The following is a 26,428-nucleotide window of genomic DNA, read 5'->3' as shown; positions in this document are numbered from 1 at the left end:
TGACACCATGTTTGTTGATCAAGCTAAAGTGTATGTAAAGGGAGGGGACGGAGGAAACGGCGCCGTCTCGTTCCGCAGAGAAAAATATGTGCCGCTGGGCGGACCAGCTGGCGGAGACGGCGGCAGAGGCGGAGACGTCGTCTTTGTGGTAGACGAAGGTCTGCGCACACTGGTTGATTTTAAATATCAGCGCCATTTCAAAGCGCCGCGCGGAGAGCATGGCCGGAATAAAGCACAGCACGGTGCGGGCGCAGAGGATATGGTGGTTCGCGTGCCACCGGGGACAACCGTGGTAGACGATGATACCGGCGAGGTGATTGCTGATCTGGTGGAGCATGGACAACGTGCCGTGATCGCCAAAGGTGGTCGCGGAGGTCGAGGAAACATGCGTTTTTCCACGCCCGCCAACCCAGCGCCGCATATCTCCGAAAATGGAGAGCCCGGACAGGAGCGGTATATCACGCTGGAGCTGAAAGTGATGGCAGATGTAGGGCTGGTCGGATACCCGAGCGTGGGGAAATCCACCCTGCTTTCCTCTGTTACTGCGGCAAAACCCAAAATTGCCGAGTACCATTTTACCACGCTGACCCCCAACCTGGGTGTGGTAGACCTGGGCGAACGCAGCTTTGTGATCGCTGACCTTCCCGGCCTGATCGAAGGTGCGCATGAAGGAGTGGGCTTGGGTCACCAGTTCCTGCGGCATATCGAGCGCACCCGTTTGATCGTACATGTGATCGACATGGCGGCAGTGGATGGAAGAGATCCTTATGAAGATTTCATGCAGATCAACAAAGAACTGAAGATGTATAACATGAGGCTGGAAGAAAGGCATCAGGTGGTCGCTGCCAACAAGATGGATCTGCCGCAGGCGAAGGAAAACCTGGAGATTTTCAAACAGAAGGTGCCGGGCGTGACGGTGTATGAAATATCAGCCGCGACCAGACAAGGTCTGCAGGAGTTGATGTATGCCGTAGCGGATCTCTTGGAGACGTTGCCGGAAAAGCTTACTGTCGAGGAAGTGGCAGAAGTGGAAGAACGTGTTGTGTTCCGAGCTGAGAAGGAACCCGATCCTTTCTTCATCACACGGGATGGCGATACGTTTGTGGTCAGTGGCGATAAGATCGAAAAACTGGTGCGCATGACCAATTTGAACAGCTATGATTCGGTACAGCGCTTTGCACGGATGATGCGAAGCATGGGTGTTGACGATGCCTTGCGTAAACATGGGGCACGAGACAAAGATACCGTTCGGATAGGCGACTTTGAGTTTGAATTTGTGGAGTGATGAATGGTATGGCTGAAGTAATTTCTCTGGCTCCTTTTCTTGCCGACAAGAGATTACATCGCGGCGCAGTCTTGCATATGATGCTGGCCGCCAAAGTGAAGCAATCTCTGCAGGTGTCGGTCGAACACGCACAACACGGCTATATGATTGTCTCGTATGTACAGGAGAAGGATGCTAGACAGTCACTTCTCGGTTCTACGGCGCGTTTTCGTTGGGAAACAGATTCGATGGTTACCTCGCTGGATTTGCAAGTGATCCAGGAGGAGACGATCTGGCCGGTCGTGATGATTCGTCTGTTGCCAGTCGGGATCGAGATATCGACCAAAGGTGAATTAAAGTTACTGCAGCCAGATATAAACATCCAGATTCCCTACAAGGTGATGGGAGCACGTCCTATTGAGGAAAAAGGGGAAGGGACGATGCTCAGCTTTTCTCCGACTAGACTGATTCTGAGTACGGAAGGATTCGTCTCGGTCGGTGAATTTCTCCAGCTCTCTTTCCATGTTCCAGCTGCCTCCAATGAAATTGTGGCGATGGCCAAAGTGGTAGAAAAAAACTTTGAAGGCGGCAAGTCCATCATCAAATTGATCTATACAGATATCGCGGAAAAGCATTTGCAAGCGATTCGCGAATACTACCGCAAAGTGGCGCAATCTGTATCGTGAAGAGACATTCTCACCGCGGACCAATCCTAAAGCAGAAACGTCAAGCGAATAAATGGAAAAGTATGCCCGTTTTTCAGGCATACTTTTTTTGTTTTACGGAAAAACAACGGCATGCATTTATCCGTTTCCGCTTGGATTCTCCGAGATATTTGGGGACTGTGCCATCCTTTTGCCACGGGTGTTATCCCCAAACTGATCCAAATCACTTGGCTTGCCCGCAGGGTAATTGTTTCGGCGCTGAGACTTGTCAGATTTGCCGCGTCCGCCCATTGTCATTCACCTCGATTCATCGCATGATCAGCTATAGTCTGTGCGAAGGAAGGAGCTCTCATGTGAAGAACGAGGAAGGGAAGCTTGTCGAAAAAGGGAAAAAAATCACAGAAAGGATTGTCAGACGGAGCGTAATGGTCTATAATGTCCCCTATATAAGTACAACTGTTTTTCTCAGGAGGACAATAGAGGGTGAACAGGGAAGAAAACTTTTATCTGATAAGAGCAGACATCTTGCCTGAATCGATTTCAAAGACGATTGAGGCAAAAAAACTGCTTGAATCCGGCCAGGTGGATACGGTAAACGAGGCAGTGGAACGCGTCGGACTGAGCAGGAGTGCTTTTTACAAGTACAAGGACAGTATCTTTCCCTTTAATGCGATGATGAGTGAGAAAATCATGACGATTACCTTCGCATTGGAGCACCGTTCTGGGTTGCTGTCGCGGGTTCTGCAATATGTCGCTGACCTGGGAGGCAACGTACTGACAATCAACCAGACCATCCCGTTGCAGGGAATTGCCAATATTACCTTGTCGGTTGACATGGCCAATCTGAGGGTTTCGAGCACGGAGTTTCTGGAAGGCTTGCAAGAGATAAACGGCGTTCGCAAAGCGATGATTGTCGGACGCGGGTAAAGGGCAACTAGAGGAGGAAATCATATGGAGAAGAAGAATGTACGTGTGGGACTGATGGGGTTCGGGACGGTTGGAACCGGAGTAGTGCGTATTGTGCAAGCTCATCAGGAGGATTTGCAAAAGCAAACGGGTTTGGGTATCGAGATAGCCAGGATACTCGTGCAAAACGCTGATAAGTCCCGCAACATCGCGGCAATGAACGAGTTGGTTACGACGAATGCAGATGAACTGCTGAATGATGAGAACATCGATGTTGTCGTCGAGGTAATCGGCGGCATCTCACCGGCCAAAGAGTACATTCTGGCGGCTCTGGAACGAGGCAAGCATGTGGTGACTGCCAATAAAGACCTGATGGCCCTGCATGGTGCTGAAATTTTGCAAAAAGCAGAGGAAAAAGGCTGTGATGTCTTTTATGAAGCAAGTGTAGCAGGGGGGATCCCGATCCTTCGCGCTCTGGTGGAAGGCTTTGCTTCGGACCGCATCACCAAAATGATGGGAATCGTCAATGGGACGACGAACTATATTTTGACCAAAATGAGCCAAGAGGGCGCGGATTACGCAGAAGTTCTGAAGGAAGCGCAAGCGCTGGGCTACGCAGAAGCTGATCCGACCTCTGATGTGGAAGGATTTGACGCGGCCCGGAAAATGGCAATCCTTGCCACGCTGGGTTTCCGGGTCCCGATGAAGCTGGAGGACGTGGATGTGAAAGGCATCAGCGGCGTCTCCAAAGCGGATATCGCTTACGGCAAAAAGCTGGGCTACGAAGTGAAATTGCTTGGACTGGCGCGCCGTGACGGGGATGCAATCGAGGTGAGCGTACAGCCGACTATGGTGGTAAAAAACCACCCGTTGGCATCAGTGAATGGTGTATTCAACGCTGTTTACGTTCACGGGGAAGCAGTCGGGGAAACCATGTTTTACGGACCGGGTGCAGGAGAGCTGCCGACGGCTACCGCAGTTGTTTCGGATCTGGTCACCGTGGTGAAAAACATGAAACTGGGTGTAAACGGACGCGGTGTCGTCGCTCCTTATAAAGAAAAAGTCCTGAAAGAAGACAGTCAGAAGCTATCGAAATATTTTCTGCGCATGATTGTGGCCGACAAGCGAGGCGTATTGGCACAGATTACCCAGCATCTGGCGGAGAAAAATATCTCCTTGGAGCAGGTGCTTCAGCAGCCGTATAACCAAGGCAAACAAGCAGAGATCATCCTGGTGTCTCACCTGGCTGCCAAGAGCGATATGGAAAGCGTCCTCTCCTATCTGCAAGGTATGGAGATCGTTGAGGAAATTAAAAGCTGCTATCGGGTAGAGGGAGGAGAATAACCCATGAGTCAAGCACCATCACAGTTAACCATTAGCCGCCACACTGGCATTCTGGAAAGATACCGCAACTTTTTGCCAATTACGGATAAAACGCCGTTGATCAGCCTCCACGAAGGAAGCACCCCACTGATCCATGCGCCCAACCTCAGTGAAAAGCTGGGTGTCGAGCTGTATGTCAAGTACGAGGGGCTGAACCCTACGGGCTCCTTTAAAGACAGGGGTATGGTCATGGCGGTAGCCAAGGCAGTCGAAGAAGGAAGTCAAACGATTATGTGTGCTTCTACCGGAAATACTTCGGCTGCTGCCGCTGCGTATGCTGCGAGGGCAGGACTTCGCTGCATCGTTCTGATTCCAAGCGGCAACATCGCCTTGGGTAAATTGGCGCAAGCGATTGCGTACGGGGCCGAGGTGATTGCCATCGATGGAAATTTTGATGAAGCACTGCGAATTGTCCGTGATATTACAGCATCTGAACCCATTACCCTAGTAAACTCCGTCAACCCGTATCGAATCGAGGGACAAAAAACATCTGCATTCGAGATTTGCGATGCTTTGGGGCAGGCTCCGGATATTCTGGCCATCCCGGTAGGGAACGCAGGCAATATTACGGCCTACTGGAAAGGATTTACCGAGTACCATGAAAAAGGACTGATTAAAAGCTTGCCTAAAATGTACGGCTTTCAGGCAGCTGGCGCGGCGCCTCTGGTGCTTGGCGAGACCGTGGAAAACCCGGAAACGATCGCAACGGCGATCCGTATCGGTAACCCGGCCAGCAAAGAAGGAGCGCTGCGGGCTGTTTCTGAGTCAGCAGGACTGGTCGACAGCGTGACGGATGAAGAGATTCTAGAGGCGTATCAGATGTTGGCCAAATATGAGGGGATTTTCTGTGAACCAGCCTCTGCCGCTTCCGTAGCAGGTGTGATCAAAGCACGTAAACAAGGAAAAATACCGGCGGATGTAAAAGTTGCCTGTGTATTGACAGGAAACGGCTTGAAAGACCCCAATATAGCCTTGAAGCTGGTAGGAGAAGAGCCACGCTCTGTTCCGGCGACTCGCGATGCGGTAATGTCTCTGATCGGTGAGAAAGCAGGGGAGGCCTGATGGTTGCACGCCCTGCAGTACGCGTACGAATACCGGCAAGTACAGCCAATCTCGGCCCTGGATTTGACACGCTCGGCATGGCATTTGAATTGTATTCCGTCATCGAAATGTCGATCGCAGAGCTGACAACTATTGTGGTGGAAGGCCCTGAACTCCAGGGCGTTCCTCTCGACAAAAGCAATTTGCTCTATGAAGTGGCTGCCGATCTGTTCCAGAAAGCAGGGCAGCCTGCTCCTGAGCTGTTGATCCGTGCCAGCAGTGAGGCGCCGCTGACCCGGGGACTTGGGAGTAGTGCAGCGGCTATTGTCGGTGCACTCGTGGCAGCCAATCACTTGGCGGGTGAACCGTTTACGCGTGAAGAGTTGTTCCGGATGGCAACCTGGAGAGAAGGACATCCTGACAATGTAGGCGCGTCCCTGTTCGGCGGTGTAGTGGTCGCAAGCATGCCAGAGCATGAGCACGAAGAGATACCGTTCGTCCGCTTTGATCCTCCAGCAGGTTTGAAGACGCTGGCGATCATTCCCGATTTTCCGCTGTCGACGGAAAAGGCTAGAAATGTCCTGCCGACGATGTACAGCAAGCACGATGTGATTTATAATGTTGGTCATAGCAGTCTGCTGGTGGCCGCCTTGGCACATAGCAGGCTTGACCTGTTGAGCCAGGCGATGAAGGATCGAATGCATCAGCCGTATCGTGCCGAGCTCGTACCCGGGCTGTCGGAGATTTTACAGGAAGCAACAGAGAATGGAGCCTTGGGGGCGACGCTCAGCGGAGCCGGACCGACAATCCTCTGCTTTTATCAAACAGATGAGAATTGCAACCAGATACGCAGCTTTGTCGAGCGTGTGATGAACGGACAAGGCGTTTCCTATCGCGCGATGCAACTAAATCCAGATCAACTTGGCGCACAGGTAGTATTCGAAGAGAGAGAGTAAAAATGGATAGGAGTACTACCATGGAGAAGAAGCTAGCATTCTTAGGACCGCACGGAACCTTCAGTGAGGAAGCAGCGCGTGCTTTGACCGCCGAACAGCGGTTTCAACACTTGCCGTATCCGAGCATCATTGATGTGATCACAGCCGTAGCCAATCATGAAGTGAACTACGGGGTTGTTCCGATCGAAAATACAATTGAGGGTACCGTAAACTCCGCACTGGATTGGCTGATACATGAAGTCGATTTGCCGATTTTGGGAGAGCTGGCGTTGCCGATATCCCAGCATTTGCTGGTTGCTCGCCGTGAGGTGCCGCTTGAATTGTCGGCAATCGAGCGAATTCTGTCTCATCCACATGCCATTGCCCAATGCCATAATTTTATTCGCGAGCAATTGCCCAACGCTGTGATTGAGTACACGAACAGTACAGCAAAAGCCGCACAAATTGTCAGCGAGCATCCAGAAGAACTTTGGGCGGCCATCGGTACTCGGTTAAATCCCGAGATTTACCCGCTTTCTTTCGCTTGGCAGGAGATTCAAGACTATTCCAATAACTACACCCGATTTTGGTTGATCGGTACGGAACCACTGGTGTTGCCCGTTTCACCCAAGGAAAAGACAACCATTTTATTAAGCATGCCAGAGGATTTTCCCGGGGCTCTCTACCAGGTGTTGGCTGCTTTTGCATGGCGCAAGATCAACCTGTCCAAAATCGAGTCCCGACCCACGAAAAAAGGGCTGGGCAGTTATTATTTTGTCATCGATATTGAGCAAAAAGTGGATGAGATTCTGCTTCCCGGAGCATTTGCGGAGATTGAAGCACTGGGCTGTCAGGTTAGACAGCTTGGCACGTATCCGTCTTACATTTATAAAGCAAACTAGGCTGGTTCATATTTGGCTGTCCGCGTTCAGGCGGGCGGCTTTTTTTGTACCTGCGGAAAGTTTAATTTCGCTAACGCGTTTTCGCTATTTGACTTGTCGATAAGCCAAGTTCTTCTAATGATGAGCTCAGCTGTCCACGTAGCCAGTTCAAATGGGAACGTGACAACTTTTATGCGAAGATGGGCGCAGCTTGATTTCGAGAGGGGGAGCAAAAAGCCCATGGGTGCATATCATGGTAGGGAGTTTTCCAGAGGGAGGAGAAACAGTGAGAATCCATGTAGTGCAAAAAGGCGATACCATGTGGAAAATCGCAAAAAGATATGGAGTCGACTTTAAAGAGCTGCTTCGCCTGAACAGTCAAATAAAAAATCCTGATCTCATCTATCCTGGATTGCGGGTAAAGATTCCAGCGAAGGGTACACCTGTGCGGCCAAGACCGACGCCCCCTTCCCCTTCCAGTGAATCTCCACAAATGAATGAAAGTCCAAATCGGATGGAAAATCTGTCGCCTGAAGTGAAGGAGCGACCGATTGTACCTGTACCGGAAGTGCCCGAGCGAATTGAGGGCAGACCTATGGAAACACCGGAAGAAGAACGGGAAATGGAAGAACTGGGAGTAGAGGAGATGGAAAAAGAAGAAGAGCTGGAGCCAGAGATGGAAGAAAACGTGAAGATTGAGGCGGAAATGGAAACGCCGATGGCACTGCCACCCATGCCTCAAGCCCTGCCACCAACACCGCCAGCACTTCCGCGTCCGCAGCAGCGGGTCTCGCCGGAAGCGATTTCACCGCCTATTCCGAGGCCCATCATGCCACCGACCCCGCCGAAGATTGTTCCATTGCCTCCACAACCGCCTGCCAAAGAGAAGCCATTTGAGCCGCTGGCACCGGCGCCAATGCCACGTACGCAGGTCAGTCCGCTGGAGACGACTCCGCAAAAGCCCACTTTGCCAATGCCACCTATGCAGCCGCCAACACCGGCACCGTTGCCACGTACGCAGGTCAGTCCGTTTGAGATGACTCCACAAGTGCCTCAAAAGCCAACTCGACCAATGCCGCCGCTGCAGCCGCCAACACCGGTGCCATTCCCACGTACGCAGGTCAGCCCGCTGGAGACGATTCCGCAGGTGCCGCAAAGTCCAACTCGGCCAATGCCGCCCATGATGCCGCCGGCACATGTGAGCCCAGCGCAACCGCTGCCTTATCCGCCCGTGCCGTCCTATCCGCAAGTACTGCCGCAGCAAACCTATCTGCCAAATCTGCGTCCATGCCCGCCATGTGGACGTCCACCGTTTTTGGTACATCCACTGCCGCGTGTTGAGGCTGAGACCTTGCCGGAAATGCTGCCAAACTATCCTCCCATGGGGTATCCAGAGATGATGCCGCATCACGGCATGATGCCTCATGTCATGCCGGAATCTTTGTCGCCCATGGTGCCGCATCCTAACATCATGCCCTATGTCATGCCGGAGACGATGCCGAACATGATGCCGAACATGATGCCGCATCCCAACATCGTACCCTATGTCATGCCGGAAACAATGCCGAATATGATGCCGTACTCCAACATCATGCCCCATGTCATGCCAGAGACTATGCCAAACATGCCGTTCGTGCATCCGTACTACGAAGAGCGGGAGCATTCGTCAGCGAGACCATCACGCAGAAGAAGGCGTAGAAAACATGAGGATTCTTCCTCCTGCTCATCTGATGATAGACAGATCACGCCGTATGATTATGAATCAATCCCCTGCTCCGAAGACCAGGTAAGCATGTATCAGCAGCACTCCTATCAAACGGCATATCCTTCCTCACCCGGCTCGGCAACGGCTCCGGCACCGGAAATGTGGCCGGATTGGGAAACGGGATATGACGAATCTCCGTCTTGATCCTCAGAATATGAATAAATCCATTGTTCCGTCTCTCGAACATGCATTCCGCTGCCGGGTTTACGGGGTAAAGCCCCGTCGGAACGTGAATTACCTGAAAACGGATCGGGGCCATTGGATTATTAAAGGGTATAAGGAACGAGAAAAAGCTGAGTGGGTGACGCAACTCTCTGAAGCTTTGCGAGAGAAAGGGTTTGTGCATACGGTTCAGTACATCCCAGATCGAGAAGGGAAGACCATCTTCCCTTTTCAGGGCAAATACTACACGATCATGAAAATGATCGACGGTCGAGAGTCAGATAATGCTTCTTTACCGGATGTAAAGAAAGCGGCGGAGACACTGGCCCGATTTCATCTGGCTGCGCGGCATTTTCCCGTCATCGGCCCGTTTCCACTTGACGGAAAACCGGCCTTGCTGGATAAATGGGAGAGCCGGCTGGAGCACTTTGAGCGGATTACCTGGCAAATCGAACACAAAGGCCCGCAAAATCGGCTGGAGCAACTCATTGCGGAAATGGCAGAAGAAACGATCCGCGATGGAAACAGCATTCTTCAAGCAGCGTACAAAATGCCGCTGACAGCAGAACTCTACACGAGCTTTGAACAGGGGACGTTGGCTCACAGGGATGTCGCCAGTCATAATTTTTTGCTTACGCCCCGAGGAAATTGTTATCTGATCGATCTTGATACGGTCGGTCAGGATATGCAGTTGGTTGATCTTGTGCAGTTCATGGGGAGAATGCTGCTTTTGCAAGAGTACCAGATGTCATCATTTGTTGAAGCAATTGAGGCTTACAGCAGTATCCACTACTTGAGTGACACGCAAATCTGGATGATTCACCAGCTTCTGCGCTATCCAGATAACCTTTTGCGCGAAATAACAGGTATTTATGGCAACCGTCCCGGATACCATATGCGAGGAGTATTGCAGCTTTGCCAAATGGAAGAGAGATTGCGGGATGATCGGCAGCGCTTTTTGCGCTCCGGGGAGCATCTTTTTCGCGGGTCGCCTTGGGGAGAGTATCATTTCGTCGGATAAATCCAGAAAGGCTGATGTAGAACGAATCGTTGCGTGAAAAGAATACGATCCAGCTTCAAAGAGAGAGAAGCGGAGAAATAGAAAAAAACGCGGATGTCGTTATGAACTGCACCCCATTTGTTAGACATATCTAACATTTGGAGGTGCAGTTTTTCTATGGCCAAATTTACAGCTGACGATAAATTGTCGGCGGCTCTACGCTATTTAGATGGTACAGAGAGTTATGAATCGATTGCTACGACCCTGGGTACAACAGAAAGCGTCGTTCGAAATTGGGTGAAGCAATACGAGCACAATGGTGTAGAAGCATTTAGAAAATCCTATACAAGCTACTCCGCCCAATTTAAACTAGACGTACTCAATTATATGAATCATTTTGGGACGTCTCCGAATGAAACTGCTGCCATTTTCCAAATCACCTCTCCTGCTTTAATCCGGAAATGGAGAATACAATTTCATTCACTCGGAATAGACGCCCTACAATCGAAGAAAAAGGGGCGTCCAACCATGAAAAAAGAAACTAAAAAGGGGATACCTGTTGAGGGCTCAGTCGAGGCATTACGGGAAGAAGTAGAGCGTTTACGCATGGAGAATGCTTACCTAAAAAAGTTGAATGCCTTAGTTCAAAGCAAGGAAAAATTACAAAGCAAGACAAAGCGCAAGTAGTATTTGAGCTAAGGACAGAATTCCCTGTAAAAGCTTTACTGAAATTCGCTGGCATTCCACGCAGTACCTACTATTACTATGTGAAAATGAACAATCGTCCAGATAAACATGCTGAATTAAAAGCAGTGATTCAGGTCATTTACCATGAACATAAAGGGCGCTACGGGTACCGCCGTATTACGCATGAACTGAGGATTCTGGGGTATCTGGTAAATCATAAAAAAGTTCAGAGATTAATGAACAAGTTAGGTTTAAAAAGCATAGTTCGGATGAAAAAATATCGCTCGTATAAAGGGAAAGTTGGCAAGACAGCACCGAATCTATTGAACCGAGATTTCCATGCAGAAAAGCCAAACGAGAAGTGGGTAACAGATATAACTGAGTTTAAGTTATTTGGTGAAAAGCTCTATTTATCACCAATGTTAGATTTGTATAACGGAGAAATTATCGCTTATACCGTTGATACAAGACCAAGATATTCTCTTGTGTCTAAAATGTTGGAACAAGCATGTCGACGATTAACCGCTACAGACAGATTGATGATTCACTCGGATCAAGGTTGGCATTACCAGATGAACCAATACCGACAGGTATTGAAAGACAATAACATCACCCAGAGCATGTCGCGAAAAGGAAACTGTTATGACAACGCTGTGATGGAGAGTTTCTTTGGAACTTTAAAATCGGAATTCTTATATACGCAAGAGTTTGAAAGTGTGGAACAATTTAAACGAGAGTTAGCAAAATACATCGATTACTATAACAACAAGCGAATCAAGACAAAATTAAAAGGTCTGAGTCCAGTGCAATACCGAACTCAAACCTTGCGCACTGCTTAATAAAAACTGTCTAACTTTTTGGGGTCACTTCATTATCCGCGTTTTTTTGTGTCCAGGAAAGAATCTTTCCTACTGTTTATTTGGAAGCTGGCTTGGAAAGATCGATGCTGAACTTCGCAAACCCGCTCTCCAGGGTTTTGATGTATTTCATGTGAGACATTTTTTCTGCAAACGGAATGGCATCAGGAGAAGTCGTAAACGTCACATTTACTTTCTCTGCAATCGGAGCAAAGGACCAGTTATTGTCCGCTGCCGGATTAATGGTTTTTTGATCCAGGATGTAATCGATCACGACTTGACGGTTTTCGTCTGGAGAGTCAATGACGATAGTGGTTCCATCTGCTCCCGGGAAGTTTCCGCCGTTGCTCGCACGGTAGTTGTTGGTTACGATCAGGAATTTGTCTTCCGGTTTTACGTCTTTTCCGTTGTACTGCAGATTTTTAATGCGGTTTGCATTCGGGTTTTCCAGCTTGCCATCAATGGCAAATTTGGATGGCTGGGTTACGTCGATTTGATAAGTAACGCCGTCGATCACATCGTAGTTGTAGGTTGGGAAGGCTTCGTTGATCAGCTCTTGTTCTTCTGTTTTCTTCACATCAATCTGGTTGAACTGACCGGCAGAACGCTCCAGCCAATCTTTCAATTGCGTACCATTTACCAGAACAGCCTTCAGTGTGTTCGGATAGATGTACAGGTCAGAAACGTTTTTGATCGCGATGGTGCCTGCCGGGATATTGGTGTAGTAAGAAGCGCCATTGCGTCCGCCTGCTTTGAACGGAGCACCCGCGGAGAGAACAGGAATGTTTTCGTATTCGGTTCCCTTGATGTACTTCTCTACGAACCATTTTTGCGCGTTGGTCACGATCTGGATGGACGGGTCGTCCTGAACCAGTGCGAAGTAGCTGTAGATCGGAGAGCTTGTGGTTCCCACTGCGGAACGAACCCATTCAACTGTGTGATCGTGATCCTCTTTTACAGCTTCCACAATCTTAGGATCTGCGTCTGCAAGAGATTTTTTCTCGTTCTTGTCAAAGATCGGCAATGCCTTGGTGTTGGCATCGGCTACCGTCCATTTACCGTTGTCTTTTTTCAAAGTGAGGTCGACAACGCCCAGATGGTTGCCCCAGAATCCTGGCATGACGGCTGGTTTGCCGTTGATCAGGCCCTTTTTATTGTCCACATTCGGGATGTCGTCAAATCCGGCTCCTGGGAATACGGAGTGGGAGTGACCAAACAATACAGCGTCAATTCCTTCTACTTTGGTCAGTTGGTAGCTGGCGTTCTCCAGATTAGCACCTGGTTCAACTGGTCCGAGACCAGAGTGAGGGATCGCTACAATCAGGTCAGCGCCTTTTTTCTTCATCTCAGGAACGTATTTTTTCGCTGTTTCCACGATGTCCTTGGCGATCACTTTTCCTTCCAGGTTCGCCTTGTCCCAGTTCATGATTTGCGGAGGGACGAAACCGATCACGCCAACTTTCAACTGTACGTCTTTGCCGCTCTCATCCTTGAACGTGCGGTCCAGGATCAGATATGGCGTGAAGTAGTTTTTGTCGTTGGCAGGGTTGTTATCTTTGTCGTCCACGTAAACGTTTGCATTTACGTACGGAAATTTAGAACCTTTCAGGCTGCGATCAAGATGCTCCAAGCCGAAGTTGAATTCGTGGTTTCCGATATTTCCCGCATCGTAGTTCAACAGATTCATGGCTTTGTAAACAGGGTGTGTATCGCCATCTTTAAGCGGGTTGATTTTGGCTACATAATCGCCGAGCGGATTGCCCTGAATCAGGTCGCCGTTGTCAAACAGCATCGAGTTGGTTACTTCCGCGCGCGCTTGCTTGATCAAAGTCGCGGTTTTGGCCAGACCAAATTCGTCTGTCGCTTTGTCTTGATAGTAATCGTAGTTGACGATGTTCGTATGAATGTCGGTCGTCTCAAGCAGACGCAATTTCAGGATGGCTTCGTTCGCGCTTACCGTGTTGAAAGGAAATGAAAGGACACCTACGGCCAATGTTGCGGTTAGCAAACAGCCGACAAGCTTATTAATGCTCCCTTTTTTCATAATCTAGCATTCCTCCAATAGAAAGAAAAATATAACAACCAAAATCAGTTTATCACTTATTTCTTGTAATTGGTATAAATTCCTTGGAAGTCATTTGTCATAAAGGTATGAATCTTGCCGATTGCGGGTATGTTATTCTTTCCAGTTGGCAAAACTGATAGAAAAAGGAGAGAAGGGTACGTCGGCAAATGAAACGGGAATGGAAAAAGGAATGGAATTGGAACGGGAAGCGTCGGTGGATGGTTCACACGGTATGGAGTGCAGCTTTGGCAGCAGGAGTGGTGGGCGGCTTCGCCATGGGCAAAAGCATGGACAGTCAACCGGACAGTTTTTATCGCGGAGCGTCTGTTGACGCATTGGCGACGAGCAACGCTTATCAGGTGGTATTTGCAAAAACCTATCTGTGCGGGGTGAAAACCGAAGAGGTGACCCGCGTTCCGAAAAGCGAGGTGGCGAATACCCTGGCAAACCATAAGGGCTGGGAAGTTTTATCGGCCGATCCGGAAAAACTCATCTTGTTTAAAAGGGAAAACGATATCGCACCGGAGTGCAAGGAAAACGGGTATATCGGGATTTCAACCGATGGCATGCTGACACTGTTTCATGGTTTACCGGAGGAAGCTGAAGTCGTCCAAACCTTTTATCGCATCAACACGGAAAAAATGGAGGCGAGAATGTCAAAAGAAGACATTGAATCGCTGAAAAAAGGCATCCGCATTCGCGATCTGGCTGAGTACAACAGTGTTTTGTCCACCTATGGTGAGTTTCAGATCGGTGCAGGAAACGAGTGAAGAGCTGTCCCGAGTGTTCAAGGGACAGCTCTTTTTCTATGAAATACGTCATGACCGTTTTGTTCTGCTCTTCTTCTTTTTCTTTGTACTTTTTTTCTCGATATGGATATCGGCGATTCTCCATGGGTCAAGCGGTGTGTAGCGGGCCACTGAAAAAATCCACGTGCCTCCTCGTGCAGGGCCAGTTTTGTAGGCGTATTCCACCTGAACGGGAATGCTTACCGCCAGCAAACCATCCGTTTCCAGCTTTGCAAAAGGACTTTGGCGCTTGATGGACTCAATATTTTTTAACGGATCAGGCAGCGGAAAGTTGTCTGCCGCAAGCCGCAGTGAATAGCGGTCATGTTCATGCAGAGAAGTCAGGAAATAGTCAACCAACTTCTGGGGATCGGCAGAAAGAATGGCAGCATAAAGCTTCCCAGAGGCCTTCAGGATCATGAAACTGTGGCTTGGATCTGGCTCCTTTTTTCGATGCGTAGAGCTTCCTGTGAAATGGATGCAAAAATGTCCCGGAAACTGATTTCCTTTGATTGCTCCCGCACCGTGCGGCATCCCGTGCATGGAGGCGGCGTAGTGTTTTCCATCTACATCAACCAGGATGGCACGGCGTTTCCAGCTCCATTTTCCCTGGTAAATCTGCTTCATAATCTTTGTATCCTGACGCGTCACCGGCTGTACATCGGCATGTCTGCTGCCAGCTCGGCGCTGAACGCGAAATTGTTTCCCTGTTTCCAAATCGATCACGGTTGCGTAGCTCATCCTCCTGAAATGCTGCCGCACCTCGCTCCAGGGAATCGGTTTTCCGTAATGACGCTGCTCCAGCACGGTGACGTATCCATCCAGTTCACGAAAAGACTCTGGAGGCAGGCGCACCAGCTTTTTTCTGCTACGGTCATACAGTGCGCCGTCAAAGCCCAAAAGAAAGGTGCGTCCCTTTACTTGTATCGTTGCCCGAACAGGGCGAGGCTCTCGCTTCTCGTCGAGGCCGGGACCTTTTGTCAGCATGCGCGCCAAAGTGCTTGAGGAATGAACCGTCTGTTTGGAGACAAGTGTCGAGTCAGGGGACACACTGACTTGGATGAGCATCTCTTCACGCCCGCGAAGCTTGGCTGCTTCCACGGGAATGGCAGTGACAAACAGCAGGATGAATGACAGCAGATATGCATAGGGGGAAAACCTCAATGATATCACCTCCGGCACGGCCGTCCTTTTTGCTTCCTCCTAGTTTGTACGAGAAGGAAAAAGAGTCTGCATGCGAAGGGGTGAAAACGTAGGACAAATGTTGCCATCATAAGGAGCCAAATTTTATCCCATACTGAGGACATGCGGCGGGCAAGGAGGAGTCTTTCAGCATGTCTTCGATGCCAAGAGGAAGCTACAAAGACCAGTTCCATCAGCGTTTGTACGTTCAATTGAACCAGGGGCACAACAAGCTGAACTATCGTCAGATCAACCGGATTCAGGAAGAGATGCAAAGTGGCGTGGATGAGTACGCACACATGCAGCATGACGAAGCAGACGCACTGGGGATGAACAAACACTAGCTGCCGCCGACAAAATCCGTCCCGCTGATGGGGCGGATTTTTTCATGTGCGCCCAGCATGGTCGTTATCTATAGGGTTAAAGTCCCGAATGGCGAAGGCAGTAGTAGCCATTAGCTTAAGACAAGGGTGTCCACCGTGAGGTGGAATCTGAAGGAAGTCGGCGGCAAACCTCCGGTCTGAGGAACACGAACCTCATATGAGGCTAGCATTCGCTGGATGAGTCTGCATGTCAAGGCGAAGTCCCTACTGCCAAAGGCGAATGAGAGTAAATGAGGCAGATAGATGGAGGGGAAGATAACGCTCTTACCTGGGGAGACCTGATCGGAACGCCATGCCCACATGGTAACCTTCTTCAAGAGGAGAAGCTGAACGGTCAGGGGTCAGCAGAGGTCATAGTACCGTAGTAAGGGGCACCTGAACAGGGAAGGACCGAACATCTAGGAAGAACGAGAAGCTAGGCGTTCATTCTTGCTGATGAAGCAGACAATCCGCAAGGACCTGCTCAGGGGAGGAAGTGGTGAATCCCACGGGGGACTCTGAGAGGGCTGAAGTAAGAATGGCACAAATAGAAAGAACGTTCACGCGAAAGGAATACTTCAAATGATGAAGCAGCTTCTGTCACGGGAAAACCTTCTGACAGCATTAAAGAGAGTGGAAAAGAATAAAGGAAGCCACGGTGTGGATGGTATGTCAGTAAAATCCCTACGTGAACATATCATGACCAACTGGGACTCCATCCGCCAGCAGGTAGAGGCAGGTACCTATCAACCGCAACCAGTCCGAAGGATCGAAATCCCGAAACCGAACGGTGGCGTGCGCTTGTTAGGGATACCTACCGTAACAGACCGCTTTATCCAACAGGCAATCGCTCAGATTCTTACCCCGATCTTCGATCCGATGTTTTCCGAACACAGTTATGGTTTCCGACCAAATAGACGAGGACACGATGCAGTCCGAAGGGCGAAGGGATTTATGAAAGACGGGAAACGATGGGTTGTTGACTTAGACTTAGAGAAATTCTTCGATAAAGTGAACCATGACAAGTTAATGGGCCTAATCGCTAAACATGTCAAGGACAAGACACTTCTTAAGCTCATCAGAAGCTATTTAGAATCTGGCGTCATGATTAACGGACTAGAAACAGCCAACGAGGAAGGGGTACCGCAAGGTGGCCCTCTAAGTCCGCTCTTATCCAACATTATGCTGCATGAATTGGATATGGAGCTTGAAAAACGTGGGCTTAGCTTCGTCCGTTATGCGGACGACTGCAACGTATATATTTCCTCAAAGAAGGCTGGCAAACGGGTGATGACATCCATTACCGCGTTTATTGAAGGAAAGCTAAAACTCAAAGTCAACCAAGAGAAAAGCGCGGTAGACAGACCGTGGAAGCGTAAATTTCTTGGGTTTAGCTTTACCTATCAGTCTGATCCAAAGGTTCGAATTGCGAAAGAAAGCATGAAGAAGGTAAAACAACGAATTCGGGAACTTACCTCAAGATCTAAAGCGCTTCCCATGGAGTATCGGATTGAACAGCTAAATCAATACCTGATTGGCTGGGCGGGATACTTCTCACTTGCAGACACACCTTCGGTATTTACCAGTCTAGACGAATGGATAAGAAGAAGGCTCCGCATGTGCCTCTGGAAACAGTGGAAGAACCCCAAAACAAAAGTAAAAAGGCTCATTACCTTGGGAGTACCCAAAGCAAAAGCCTACGAATGGGGTAATTCACGTAAGAAATACTGGCGTATTGCATGCAGTCCTATACTTCACAGAACTTTGAATAACGCCTACTGGCAGACCGAAGGTCTGAAAAGTCTTACGGATAGGTATTTTCTTTTACGTCATACCTAGATGAACCGCCGTATACCGAACGGTACGTACGGTGGTGTGAGAGGTCGGGGGTCAGCCACCCCCTCCTACTCGATTTCCTGTGCAAACATGGAAATGCACGTTCGCTTTTTTCCAGCTTTGTGGTACAGTAATAGACAGTAAACCTTCCAAATGGAGTTGTGGGCCATGAAGATCATCGGGATTGACCCGGGAATCGCCATCGTCGGTTTCGGTGTGATCGACAAACAGGGGAGTCAGCTTAAGCCCGTTCAATACGGAAGTATCCAAACCGAGGCAGGGTTGCCGGTGCCGCTTCGTTTAAAGCAAATATTTGAAGCGATGCAAACCTTGCTCGATACATATAAACCGGATGAGATGGCTGTGGAAAAGCTGTTTTTCAATAAAAACGTCACGACCGCCTTCACCGTAGGTCAGGCGCGTGGTGTGATCCTGCTGGCCGCTGAGCTGGCAGGGATTCCTGTCTATGAGTATACGCCCATGCAAGTGAAGCAAGCGGTTACCGGATACGGCGGGGCAGAGAAAAAACAAATTCAGGAAATGACGAAGATGCTGCTGAAGTTAAAGGAAGTGCCCAAGCCGGATGACGTGGCCGACGCATTGGGGATTGCCATAACTCACGCGCAAACTCGAACATTCATTTCCCTGGCGGAAGGAGCACAGAAATGATTGATTTTGTGGAAGGGACACTGGTCTACCTGGATTCCGAGTATGTGGTTGTGGAGACGGGAGGGATCGGGTATCGGCTGTTCTGTCCCAATCCGTATCATTTCGTCAGGTACGAAGGAATGAAGACCAAGCTTTATACGCATCATCATGTGCGGGAAGACGCCATTTTGCTGTACGGCTTTCCGACGCGGGACGAGCGCGACCTGTTTCGCAAATTGCTTGACGTTTCCGGCATCGGTCCAAAAGGCGGCTTGGCGATCCTTTCCGCTGCGACGCCGGAGCAGATCGTCATGGCCGTTCAACAGGAGAACGTCACCTATTTGACGAAGTTCCCTGGAATCGGGAAAAAGACGGCCCAACGGATCATTCTCGATCTGAAGGATAAGCTGTCCGGCTTTACACCTTCTGCGTTCCAGACCGTGGCGGCAACTGAATTGACCGCAGGCGCCTCCGCTGCGACAACCCTGCAGGAGGCAGTAGATGCACTGCAATCGCTGGGCTATTCCGATCTGGAAGTGCAAAAAATACGCGGAGAGCTGTCCAAAGAAGCGAAAAATGGCGCCGGTATCGAACAATTGATCAAGCAGGGTCTCGCCTTGTTTATGAGGGGGTAACGTAGTGGACGATCGCATCATCACGACACATATGAACTGGGAAGAGGATGCGGCAGAGCTAAGTCTTCGCCCTCGTTATCTTCATGAATATATTGGACAGCAGCAGGCAAAAGATAATCTGAAGGTCTTTATCGAGGCGGCCAAGATGCGCAAAGAAGCGCTTGACCACGTCTTGCTTTATGGACCGCCGGGTCTTGGCAAAACGACGCTGTCGCAGATAATTGCCAATGAATTGGGCGTCAGCATCCGCACGACCTCCGGGCCCGCCATTGAACGTCCGGGTGATCTGGCAGCCATCCTGACGAATCTCCAGGAAGGCGATGTCCTGTTTATCGATGAGATTCACCGTCTGAACCGGAGTGTCGAAGAGGTGCTCTATCCGGCGATGGAAGACTTTGCGCTTGACATCATTATTGGAAAAGGGCCCAGCGCTCGAAGCGTCCGGCTTGATCTTCCTCCGTTTACGCTGGTGGGAGCGACGACCCGCGCAGGGATGCTTTCCTCTCCGCTTCGCGACCGTTTTGGGGTCGTCAATCGCCTGGAGTTCTATACAGTACCGGAATTGACCTTCATTGTCAGTCGAGCCGCTGATATTTTGCAGATTGGCATGCGTGAGGACGGGGCTGTCGAAATTGCCAAACGATCGCGAGGGACACCGCGCGTGGCGAATCGCCTGTTAAAACGTGTTCGTGACTTTGCGCAGGTACAGGGAGAAGGCGTCGTAACGGCAGAAATCGCCCGGGAAGCATTGGAGCGTCTGCAGGTAGATGCCTGCGGACTGGATCACATCGATCACAAGCTGCTCCTCGCCATTATTGATCGGTTCGACGGCGGACCAGTCGGTTTGGATACGATTTCCGCCACGATTGGAGAAGAGAGCCAGACGATTGAGGATGTCTGTGAGCCTTATCTGCTGCAGATCGGCTTTATTCAGCGCACTCCAAGGGGACGGGTCGCTACCCCTGATGCCTATGAACATTTTGGTCGGGAGATGAAAAAAGCATGAATCCGGTAGCCAAACTTTTGATTATTGGTGGTGCCGTGCTGATTGTCATCGGTCTTTTGTGGCAGGTTGGGGGCAGATTTTTGCCTTTGGGACGCCTTCCCGGTGATATCGTTGTGGAAAAGGAAAACGTCAAGTTTTACTTTCCAGTGGTCACCTGCATTGTCATCAGTATTGTGCTTTCCCTGGCTTCTTATCTGTTTCGACTTTTTAAATAAGCGATATGGAGCGTCATGCCCGCAAGTTTTTTGGCGGGCTGTTTTCTTGTTGAATTGTTAAAATTGTGATATGATTCACATGAATTTTACATATTATGGGGATGGAAAAAGAGAAGTAGGGGGCGTAGCGATGTCGTTTTCGGAAATCATGAAAGCGCACCGTTATCGGGCAAATATGACCTTGCAAGAATTGTCCGAACGAACAGGGATCAACCGCAGTGTACTTGGACGAATCGAATCGGGCGAAACAAAAAGACCGGGCTTTGCCACTTGGAACAAGATCGCCTCCGTACTCAACATTCCTTATGAACGTGTAATTTCTTTATATGTAGACATTTCGGAGCGCGCAGACATCTTGAAATTTCTTTTAGCCGAGGCTATCGCTCATACGGATCGGCACATCGTCCGAAAGGCCGCCAGAAAACTGTTGGAATCAACGAGAATCAACACGTTTTTCGCGCTTGATTACCTCCTTCAAGTCACCAGAGAGACAGAAGATGAGGAAATCAAAATCACGATTTACGATATGATCATCGATAGTACCAAGAAACAGGGCATACCGTTTTATCTGGCAAAGGCTTTATTAGAGCGGTATTTGATCGAGCGGTACGATTTTTCCCGCATGGAGGAGACATACCGGAGAGGGAAAGAAATACTCTCCTACATTGAGTACCTGACCGTTAGTGAGCGAATGAACGCCTATTACAGGCTTGGCCTGCAGGCTTATGCGTTGAAGTATTTCGACGATTGCATCCATTTGTGCAGACAGGGGATCGCCGGCGATACGGATGAGAGTGAACTGATGGCATCGGCACTACTCGCCATTACCAACTCGTACATCAATTTGGGTGATTCCATTTTGGCCGAGCTGTACTTGAAAAAGTATGAAAAAAGTGACTACGTAAACGCCAACAACGCCCGCTACCTGCGTGCTCAACTGTACGCACAGAAAGGTGAATTCGACGAGGCGATCGCTGAATTTGAAATCTGTCTGGATGAAGCAGAGCGTGAGACGCGCATTGCCATTGCGACCGATTTGCTGGAATGCTATGCCAGTGCGGAGGATAACCAGGCCATTCAATCCCTTTTGGAAAGAGAAACCTATTTCCTGCCGCTTCAGATGAATACACCCAAAAAAGTAGAGCATGTCGCCATGTACCTGAAGCGAAAAGGAGTCTATCTCCTCGAGCATGGGTACTTTCCATTCGGGATCGAAAGCTTGTTTGAGAGCCTCGATTACTATCGGCAAATCAGTGCTTTCCAGTCTGTTACGGAGTGCGTAGGAATCATTATGGAAGCGTATGTGAAGGAATCCGAAATTTTGCCTCGTGAATATATGGAAAAACTTTCAATTTTATGTCATAGTAATAATAGCCCAAAAACAATCCAAAGGAGGCAGATGGTATGAAAAAGTTTCTGACCGGAATGTTGGTTTTGCTGATGGCGATTACAATGGTAACGCCTGTTTTAGGAGCAGAGAAAGCAACAGTGGTATCCAAGCCGAAGTCAACGACAGCAATCGGGACATTTGACATCGACCCTGGATACTAAGGAACACGGTACTGAACGAGAAGAAAATCTTGAAAACGATTGGAAAGTCGACGCCTGAGGGCGTCTTTTTTTGTGTTTTCAAAATGACTGCGACCCAAGTCCCGAATTCTCCGTCTGAAGCAGGAGAAACGCCAGATTTGTCGAAAAATATGGGAGTTCATGCCAATATTCGACTTTCAAACAAATCAGGTGAAAGGTAGGACGAGACGTCATGTGGAAGCGGAAGATAGGGAAAGTCCTCTCAGCCGGCTTGTTATCGTTATCGCTATTGGCGGTGCAAGTCCCTGCACTGGCAGCAGGTGACATGATACGGGTTGCGCTGTTTATTGATAATAGTGTGGGCTATCGCGGAGTAGTCCCTTCGGTCACTCTGTCAGCAGACGGCGGATTGGAAGTGACGATGCGAACCGGGGACGGAGCAACGAAACTCCCAAATCTGGGCGGAGAAAGCGCGAGAGCACGCGTAGACCGATATTATCTGCAGGCTTTGGAAACAAGTGATTTAACTCGGGCCCAGCAGGTGGCGCAGCAGTTGAGCCAACGAAAAATAGATGCGTCCATACAAATCGCCGAGTACAGCGGCCAGCGGAGCTACCAGGTTGTCAGCGGGGCCTATAACACGTCTCAGGCCGCTTCTGCCCAGGCAGCAGCCGTTGCCAATGCAACGGGCCAACAGCCTGTCGTAAAAGGGCCGCTGCGCTTGGAAGCCGGCCGTTTTAACAGCGTAAAGGAAGCCCAGGAGTGGCAACAGGCTTTCGTTTCATCCGGTATCCCGGCCTATCCGGTGATGTTGCTCGACCGCGGCAAGCTTTCCTATGCCTTGTGGATCGGGGATGAAGTAAGCAAGGATGCGGTTCAAAGGCTGTCGCAAAAAGCCAGAGCTGCGTACCCCGGATTTTCCTACCAGGAAGCGAACAGCTCCTCGTATGTGGTCCTGAAAAAGGACTTGATCGGTACAGGTGCAGTGTGGAAATACGTCTTTTCTCCGAACACGACCCTGCATGTCGAACCGGAAAAAGGCGGCTCGCGGTCACCGATCAGCGTGGAAGAACGGGAAGGCCGAAAATATCGGGGCAGCATTGAGCTGTCGGAATACAAGGGAAACATGGCCGTGATCAATGAATTGCCAATGGAAGAGTATCTCTACAGTGTTGTAGGGTCAGAGATGGCGCCTGGATGGCCGATCGAAGCTCTAAAAACACAGGCGGTTCTGGCTCGCACACGAGCGTTGGCTCAGGGGAATAAATACGGGATCGCCAATCTTTCCGACACCGTTTTTGAACAGGCGTATTACGGCTACGAGAAAGAGTCGAAAGACACGCGCAAAGCCGTGGATGATACCGAAGGAGAAGTCATCTATTACAAAGGAAAACTGGCAGAAGCCCTGTATTATTCCAATGCGGGCGGTATGACGGCGGATGGCACGGAAGTTTGGGGCAACGAGGTGCCCTATCTGCGCCCGGTGATGAGCGATGACGCCGAGCCTTTGGAAAAAGCCCCGCTATGGTATCAGGTTTCACTTGGCGACGGTACGTTTGGCTTCATCCGAAGTGATCTGGTGCAGCTTGGCTCGGGGAAAAATGCGCTGGGTCTGAGGGAAGCGGTCGTCAATACGGAGAATACCAATATGCGCTCCGGTCCCAGTACAGCGTTCCATCGCGTTTTAACCAGTTTGTCACAGGGAACTGTGGTGACGATTATTCGTGACGTGGCCGAAGAAAATGCATATAGCTGGACGCGGGGGCCTTATACCGGCGAAGAGGTAGCGGCCATGATCAACGCGAGCCAGGACAAAAACAATGGGAAACGGATCAGTGGAGTGGTCCAGACCCTTCGCGTAACAGATCGAGGCGAGTCTGGTCGCGTGCTGGAGATGGAGGCGAACGGACAGGTAATAAAAGTTTCTTCACCGGATGCGCATCGTTCCATCTTTCAGCAAGGGGGATCAGCGCTGCGCAGCACCAAGTTTGATGTGGAAGAGACAGGCAGCATCACTGTGCTGGGCGCTGGCGGGAAGAGTACCAACTACCCTAAATCCGGCGGAGTCATGGCGATTGGAGCGGGCGGTTACGGAGCGATGCCTGCAAACGGGTACAACGACCAGTTCCTGATCTTAAGTGAAGGCAGTAAGCTGCGCGTAGCTTCCAAGCAGCAGTCGTTCCTGTTTGTGGGAACCGGATTTGGCCACGGATTGGGTGTCTCTCAATACGGTGCCAAGGCCATGGCTCAGAACGGGTATGACTATCGGGAAATCTTGCAACACTACTACCAGAACGTGTCTATAGAGCGATACTAAAGCCAGTTTTCAGACGCGAGAACTGATTGATGAGGAGTCAACATTTGTGGATGTCAAACAATTTGATTTTGAATTGCCGGAAAAACTGATTGCACAGCACCCGCTTGCAGACCGTACCTCTTCACGCCTGCTGGTGATGGACAAAAAGACGGGGGAGCTGGCGCATCGCAAATTTACAGATCTGATCGATTTTCTAAGACCGGGAGATGTCCTCGTGTTGAATGACAGCCGGGTTTTGCCAGCTCGGTTGATCGGCGAAAAGGCGGATACCGGTGCGAAAATCGAGGTGTTGTTACTAAAATCACTGGGCGACGATCGGTGGGAGACACTGGTCAAGCCGGGGAAAAGAGTAAAGCCCGGAACTGAAGTTGTCTTTGGTGGCGGTCTTCTGCGGTGTATCTGTGAAGAAGTCACGGAAACAGGCGGCAGGATCGTCCGCTTTCAATACGAGGGAATCTTCTACGAGATTCTCGATCAGCTCGGCTCCATGCCGCTGCCGCCTTATATTCATGAGCAGCTGGAGGACCAGGAGCGCTATCAGACCGTATACGCACGAGAGCGAGGGTCTGCTGCGGCACCGACAGCGGGGCTTCATTTTACAGAAGCGTACCTCAGGCAGATCGCCGAAAAAGGGGTTCAGCTTGCATACATTACCCTTCACGTCGGCTTGGGAACGTTTCGCCCCGTCACAGCTGATGTTGTAGAAGAACATGTCATGCACAGCGAGTATTTTGAAATTTCACCGGAAACGGCACAGCTAGTCAATGCCGCCAAGGCAGAAGGAAGACGAGTGATCGCAGTGGGAACAACCTCCTGCCGAACGCTGGAGACAGCCGGAAAACGGCATACCGGCAAACTGGAAGCAGAGTCGGGCTGGACGGATATCTTCATTTTTCCGGGATATGAATTCAGCATCATTGATGGACTTCTGACCAATTTTCATCTGCCCAAATCGAGTCTGGTCATGCTGGTCAGTGCGCTGGCCGGCCAAGAGAATATCATGAATGCCTACCGGACGGCTGTCCGGGAAGAGTACCGTTTTTTTAGCTTCGGTGACGCGATGCTCTTGATCTAACCGGGAGAACCCGGTTTTTTCTTGTGCAATCCAGACGGTTTCTATATAATAGGAAGGAATTACATTCTTGAGGAGTGTACATAATTTGGCTGTCCGCTATGAATTGATCAAAACATGCAAGCAGACCGGCGCTCGTCTCGGGAAGCTGCATACCCCGCATGGGACTATCGACACTCCTGTATTTATGCCGGTAGGTACCCAGGCGACGGTAAAAACCATGAGTCCCGAAGAGCTGAAAGAGATCGGGGCCGGCATTATTTTAAGCAATACATACCATCTTTTTTTGCGTCCTGGTCACGAAATTGTCCGGGAAGCAGGCGGCTTGCACGGGTTTATGAATTGGGACCGCGCTATCTTAACCGATTCGGGCGGATTTCAGGTCTTTAGCCTTAGCAATCTGCGCAAAATTACGGAAGAAGGCGTCTCTTTCCGCTCGCATCTGAATGGCGAAAAGCTGTTTATCGGCCCGGAAGAAGCCACCCAGATTCAGAACGCACTGGGGGCAGATATCTTCATGGCTTTCGATGAATGCGCTCCCTATCCAGCGGAGTACGATTACGTCAAACAATCCATGGAGCGAACCACCAGATGGGCAGAGAGATGTCTGCAAGCGCATACCAGGCCGAATGAGCAGGCGCTATTCGGGATTGTGCAGGGAGGCATGTACAAAGATTTGCGCGAGCAAAGTGCGCGCGATCTGGTATCCATGGATTTCCCGGGGTACGCAATCGGCGGCTTGAGTGTGGGGGAACCATTCCCTTTGATGTATGAGATTTTGGAGCATACGGTTCCGCTCTTGCCTTCGGGTAAGGCTCGTTATTTGATGGGAGTAGGTTCACCAGACGCCCTGATCGAAGGCTCCATACGCGGAATTGATATGTTTGATTGCGTGCTGCCTACGCGAATTGCGCGAAATGGGACATGCATGACCAGCCAGGGAAGGGTCGTTATTCGCAACGCCAAGTACGCCCGTGATTTTGGGCCGCTTGACCCGCAGTGCGATTGCTATACCTGCAAGAATTACTCTCGCGCATACATCAGGCACCTGATGAAGGCAGAAGAGACATTTGGCATCAGACTTACCACGTATCACAACCTGTACTTCTTGGTTACTCTGATGAAAGAAGTACGGAAGGCGATTGCAGAAGACCGCCTCGGAGATTTTCGCGACCAGTTTTTCGCTCAATATGGTTTGAGTGAAGATAGATCTTTTTAAGGAGGAT

24 protein-coding genes are annotated in these 26,428 nt (G+C 50.0%); 22 read left to right on the top strand and 2 right to left on the bottom strand.

Annotation, left to right across the window (positions count from 1 at the left end; all coding sequences use genetic code 11):
- Positions 1-7: 7 nt before the first annotated feature.
- The 10 genes from obgE (at position 8) to NDK47_RS18370 (ending at position 11,528) form a co-directional block, all read left to right on the top strand.
- Complete coding sequence (gene obgE / locus NDK47_RS18415) at positions 8-1,285, top strand: GTPase ObgE (protein WP_251871238.1); 1,278 nt, start codon at positions 8-10, stop codon at positions 1,283-1,285.
- 8 nt (positions 1,286-1,293) lie between these two features.
- The gene (locus NDK47_RS18410; protein WP_251871237.1) at positions 1,294-1,950 is read left to right on the top strand and encodes a PilZ domain-containing protein; all 657 of its coding nucleotides are present in this window, start codon (positions 1,294-1,296) and stop codon (positions 1,948-1,950) included.
- 462 nt (positions 1,951-2,412) lie between these two features.
- The gene (locus tag NDK47_RS18405) at positions 2,413-2,856 is read left to right on the top strand and encodes an ACT domain-containing protein (RefSeq protein ID WP_251871236.1); all 444 of its coding nucleotides are present in this window, start codon (positions 2,413-2,415) and stop codon (positions 2,854-2,856) included.
- A gap of 24 nt (positions 2,857-2,880) precedes the next feature.
- Positions 2,881-4,179: a homoserine dehydrogenase gene (locus NDK47_RS18400; RefSeq protein WP_251871235.1), complete on the top strand. Its 1,299-nt coding sequence runs from the start codon at positions 2,881-2,883 to the stop codon at positions 4,177-4,179.
- 3 nt (positions 4,180-4,182) lie between these two features.
- A complete protein-coding gene (gene thrC, locus NDK47_RS18395) occupies positions 4,183-5,280 on the top strand; it encodes a threonine synthase (RefSeq protein WP_251871234.1) in 1,098 nt (365 codons plus the stop codon).
- Positions 5,280-6,215: a homoserine kinase gene (gene thrB, locus NDK47_RS18390; RefSeq protein ID WP_251871233.1), complete on the top strand. Its 936-nt coding sequence runs from the start codon at positions 5,280-5,282 to the stop codon at positions 6,213-6,215. The genes thrC and thrB overlap by 1 nt, the downstream gene beginning before the upstream one ends.
- A gap of 20 nt (positions 6,216-6,235) precedes the next feature.
- On the top strand, positions 6,236-7,096 hold the full coding sequence (gene pheA, locus NDK47_RS18385) for a prephenate dehydratase (protein ID WP_251871232.1): 861 nt from the start codon (positions 6,236-6,238) through the stop codon (positions 7,094-7,096).
- 265 nt (positions 7,097-7,361) lie between these two features.
- On the top strand, positions 7,362-8,984 hold the full coding sequence (gene safA / locus NDK47_RS18380) for a SafA/ExsA family spore coat assembly protein (RefSeq protein WP_251871231.1): 1,623 nt from the start codon (positions 7,362-7,364) through the stop codon (positions 8,982-8,984).
- Between the two features lie 10 nt (positions 8,985-8,994).
- Positions 8,995-10,023, top strand: a complete 1,029-nt coding sequence (locus NDK47_RS18375; RefSeq protein ID WP_251876235.1) for a phosphotransferase — start codon at positions 8,995-8,997, stop codon at positions 10,021-10,023.
- A 156-nt stretch (positions 10,024-10,179) separates the two neighbouring features.
- Positions 10,180-11,528 (top strand): IS3 family transposase gene (locus NDK47_RS18370; RefSeq protein ID WP_251870391.1). Its coding sequence is split into 2 segments (ribosomal slippage): positions 10,180-10,624 and positions 10,624-11,528, totalling 1,350 coding nucleotides; the frame shifts between segments, so codons are not numbered across the junction.
- Positions 11,529-11,604: 76 nt separating this feature from the next.
- Here the strand turns inward: NDK47_RS18370 and NDK47_RS18365 are convergent.
- Positions 11,605-13,590, bottom strand: a complete 1,986-nt coding sequence (locus NDK47_RS18365) for a bifunctional 2',3'-cyclic-nucleotide 2'-phosphodiesterase/3'-nucleotidase (RefSeq protein ID WP_251871230.1) — start codon at positions 13,588-13,590, stop codon at positions 11,605-11,607.
- Positions 13,591-13,778: 188 nt separating this feature from the next.
- Here NDK47_RS18365 and NDK47_RS18360 point away from each other — a divergent pair, with 188 nt between their 5' ends.
- The gene (locus NDK47_RS18360) at positions 13,779-14,381 is read left to right on the top strand and encodes a BofC C-terminal domain-containing protein (protein ID WP_251871229.1); all 603 of its coding nucleotides are present in this window, start codon (positions 13,779-13,781) and stop codon (positions 14,379-14,381) included.
- Positions 14,382-14,429: 48 nt separating this feature from the next.
- Here the strand turns inward: NDK47_RS18360 and NDK47_RS18355 are convergent, their stop codons facing one another.
- On the bottom strand, positions 14,430-15,563 hold the full coding sequence (locus NDK47_RS18355) for a hypothetical protein (RefSeq protein WP_251871228.1): 1,134 nt from the start codon (positions 15,561-15,563) through the stop codon (positions 14,430-14,432).
- A 170-nt stretch (positions 15,564-15,733) separates the two neighbouring features.
- Here NDK47_RS18355 and NDK47_RS18350 point away from each other — a divergent pair, with 170 nt between their 5' ends.
- The 11 genes from NDK47_RS18350 (at position 15,734) to tgt (ending at position 26,421) form a co-directional block, all read left to right on the top strand.
- Positions 15,734-15,925 carry a hypothetical protein gene (locus NDK47_RS18350; RefSeq protein WP_251871227.1) on the top strand — a complete coding sequence of 64 codons (192 nt, stop codon included), beginning with the start codon at positions 15,734-15,736 and terminating at the stop codon, positions 15,923-15,925.
- Between the two features lie 600 nt (positions 15,926-16,525).
- Positions 16,526-17,782, top strand: coding sequence for a group II intron reverse transcriptase/maturase (gene ltrA, locus NDK47_RS18345; protein WP_251871226.1), 1,257 nt, complete (start codon positions 16,526-16,528; stop codon positions 17,780-17,782).
- Positions 17,783-17,947: 165 nt separating this feature from the next.
- Positions 17,948-18,448: a crossover junction endodeoxyribonuclease RuvC gene (gene ruvC / locus NDK47_RS18340; RefSeq protein ID WP_251871225.1), complete on the top strand. Its 501-nt coding sequence runs from the start codon at positions 17,948-17,950 to the stop codon at positions 18,446-18,448.
- Positions 18,445-19,062: a Holliday junction branch migration protein RuvA gene (gene ruvA / locus NDK47_RS18335; protein WP_251871224.1), complete on the top strand. Its 618-nt coding sequence runs from the start codon at positions 18,445-18,447 to the stop codon at positions 19,060-19,062. Before ruvC ends, ruvA begins: the two co-directional genes overlap by 4 nt.
- A 4-nt stretch (positions 19,063-19,066) precedes the next feature.
- Positions 19,067-20,068: a Holliday junction branch migration DNA helicase RuvB gene (gene ruvB / locus NDK47_RS18330; RefSeq protein ID WP_251871223.1), complete on the top strand. Its 1,002-nt coding sequence runs from the start codon at positions 19,067-19,069 to the stop codon at positions 20,066-20,068.
- Positions 20,065-20,283, top strand: coding sequence for a DUF2905 domain-containing protein (locus NDK47_RS18325; RefSeq protein WP_251871222.1), 219 nt, complete (start codon positions 20,065-20,067; stop codon positions 20,281-20,283). Before ruvB ends, NDK47_RS18325 begins: the two co-directional genes overlap by 4 nt.
- A 130-nt stretch (positions 20,284-20,413) precedes the next feature.
- Positions 20,414-21,691, top strand: a complete 1,278-nt coding sequence (locus NDK47_RS18320) for a helix-turn-helix domain-containing protein (protein WP_251871221.1) — start codon at positions 20,414-20,416, stop codon at positions 21,689-21,691.
- Positions 21,688-21,834, top strand: a complete 147-nt coding sequence (locus tag NDK47_RS18315) for a hypothetical protein (protein WP_251871220.1) — start codon at positions 21,688-21,690, stop codon at positions 21,832-21,834. The genes NDK47_RS18320 and NDK47_RS18315 overlap by 4 nt, the downstream gene beginning before the upstream one ends.
- Before the next feature lie 211 nt (positions 21,835-22,045).
- Positions 22,046-24,130 carry a SpoIID/LytB domain-containing protein gene (locus tag NDK47_RS18310; protein ID WP_251871219.1) on the top strand — a complete coding sequence of 695 codons (2,085 nt, stop codon included), beginning with the start codon at positions 22,046-22,048 and terminating at the stop codon, positions 24,128-24,130.
- 46 nt (positions 24,131-24,176) lie between these two features.
- The gene (queA, locus tag NDK47_RS18305; protein WP_251871218.1) at positions 24,177-25,205 is read left to right on the top strand and encodes a tRNA preQ1(34) S-adenosylmethionine ribosyltransferase-isomerase QueA; all 1,029 of its coding nucleotides are present in this window, start codon (positions 24,177-24,179) and stop codon (positions 25,203-25,205) included.
- Positions 25,206-25,290: 85 nt separating this feature from the next.
- On the top strand, positions 25,291-26,421 hold the full coding sequence (gene tgt, locus NDK47_RS18300; protein ID WP_251871217.1) for a tRNA guanosine(34) transglycosylase Tgt: 1,131 nt from the start codon (positions 25,291-25,293) through the stop codon (positions 26,419-26,421).
- Positions 26,422-26,428 lie beyond the last annotated feature (7 nt).

Origin of the sequence: Brevibacillus ruminantium (assembly GCF_023746555.1) — a bacterium.
Classification (GTDB): Bacteria; Bacillota; Bacilli; order Brevibacillales; family Brevibacillaceae; genus Brevibacillus; species Brevibacillus ruminantium.
This window is presented reverse-complemented; position numbering and strand designations above follow the sequence as displayed.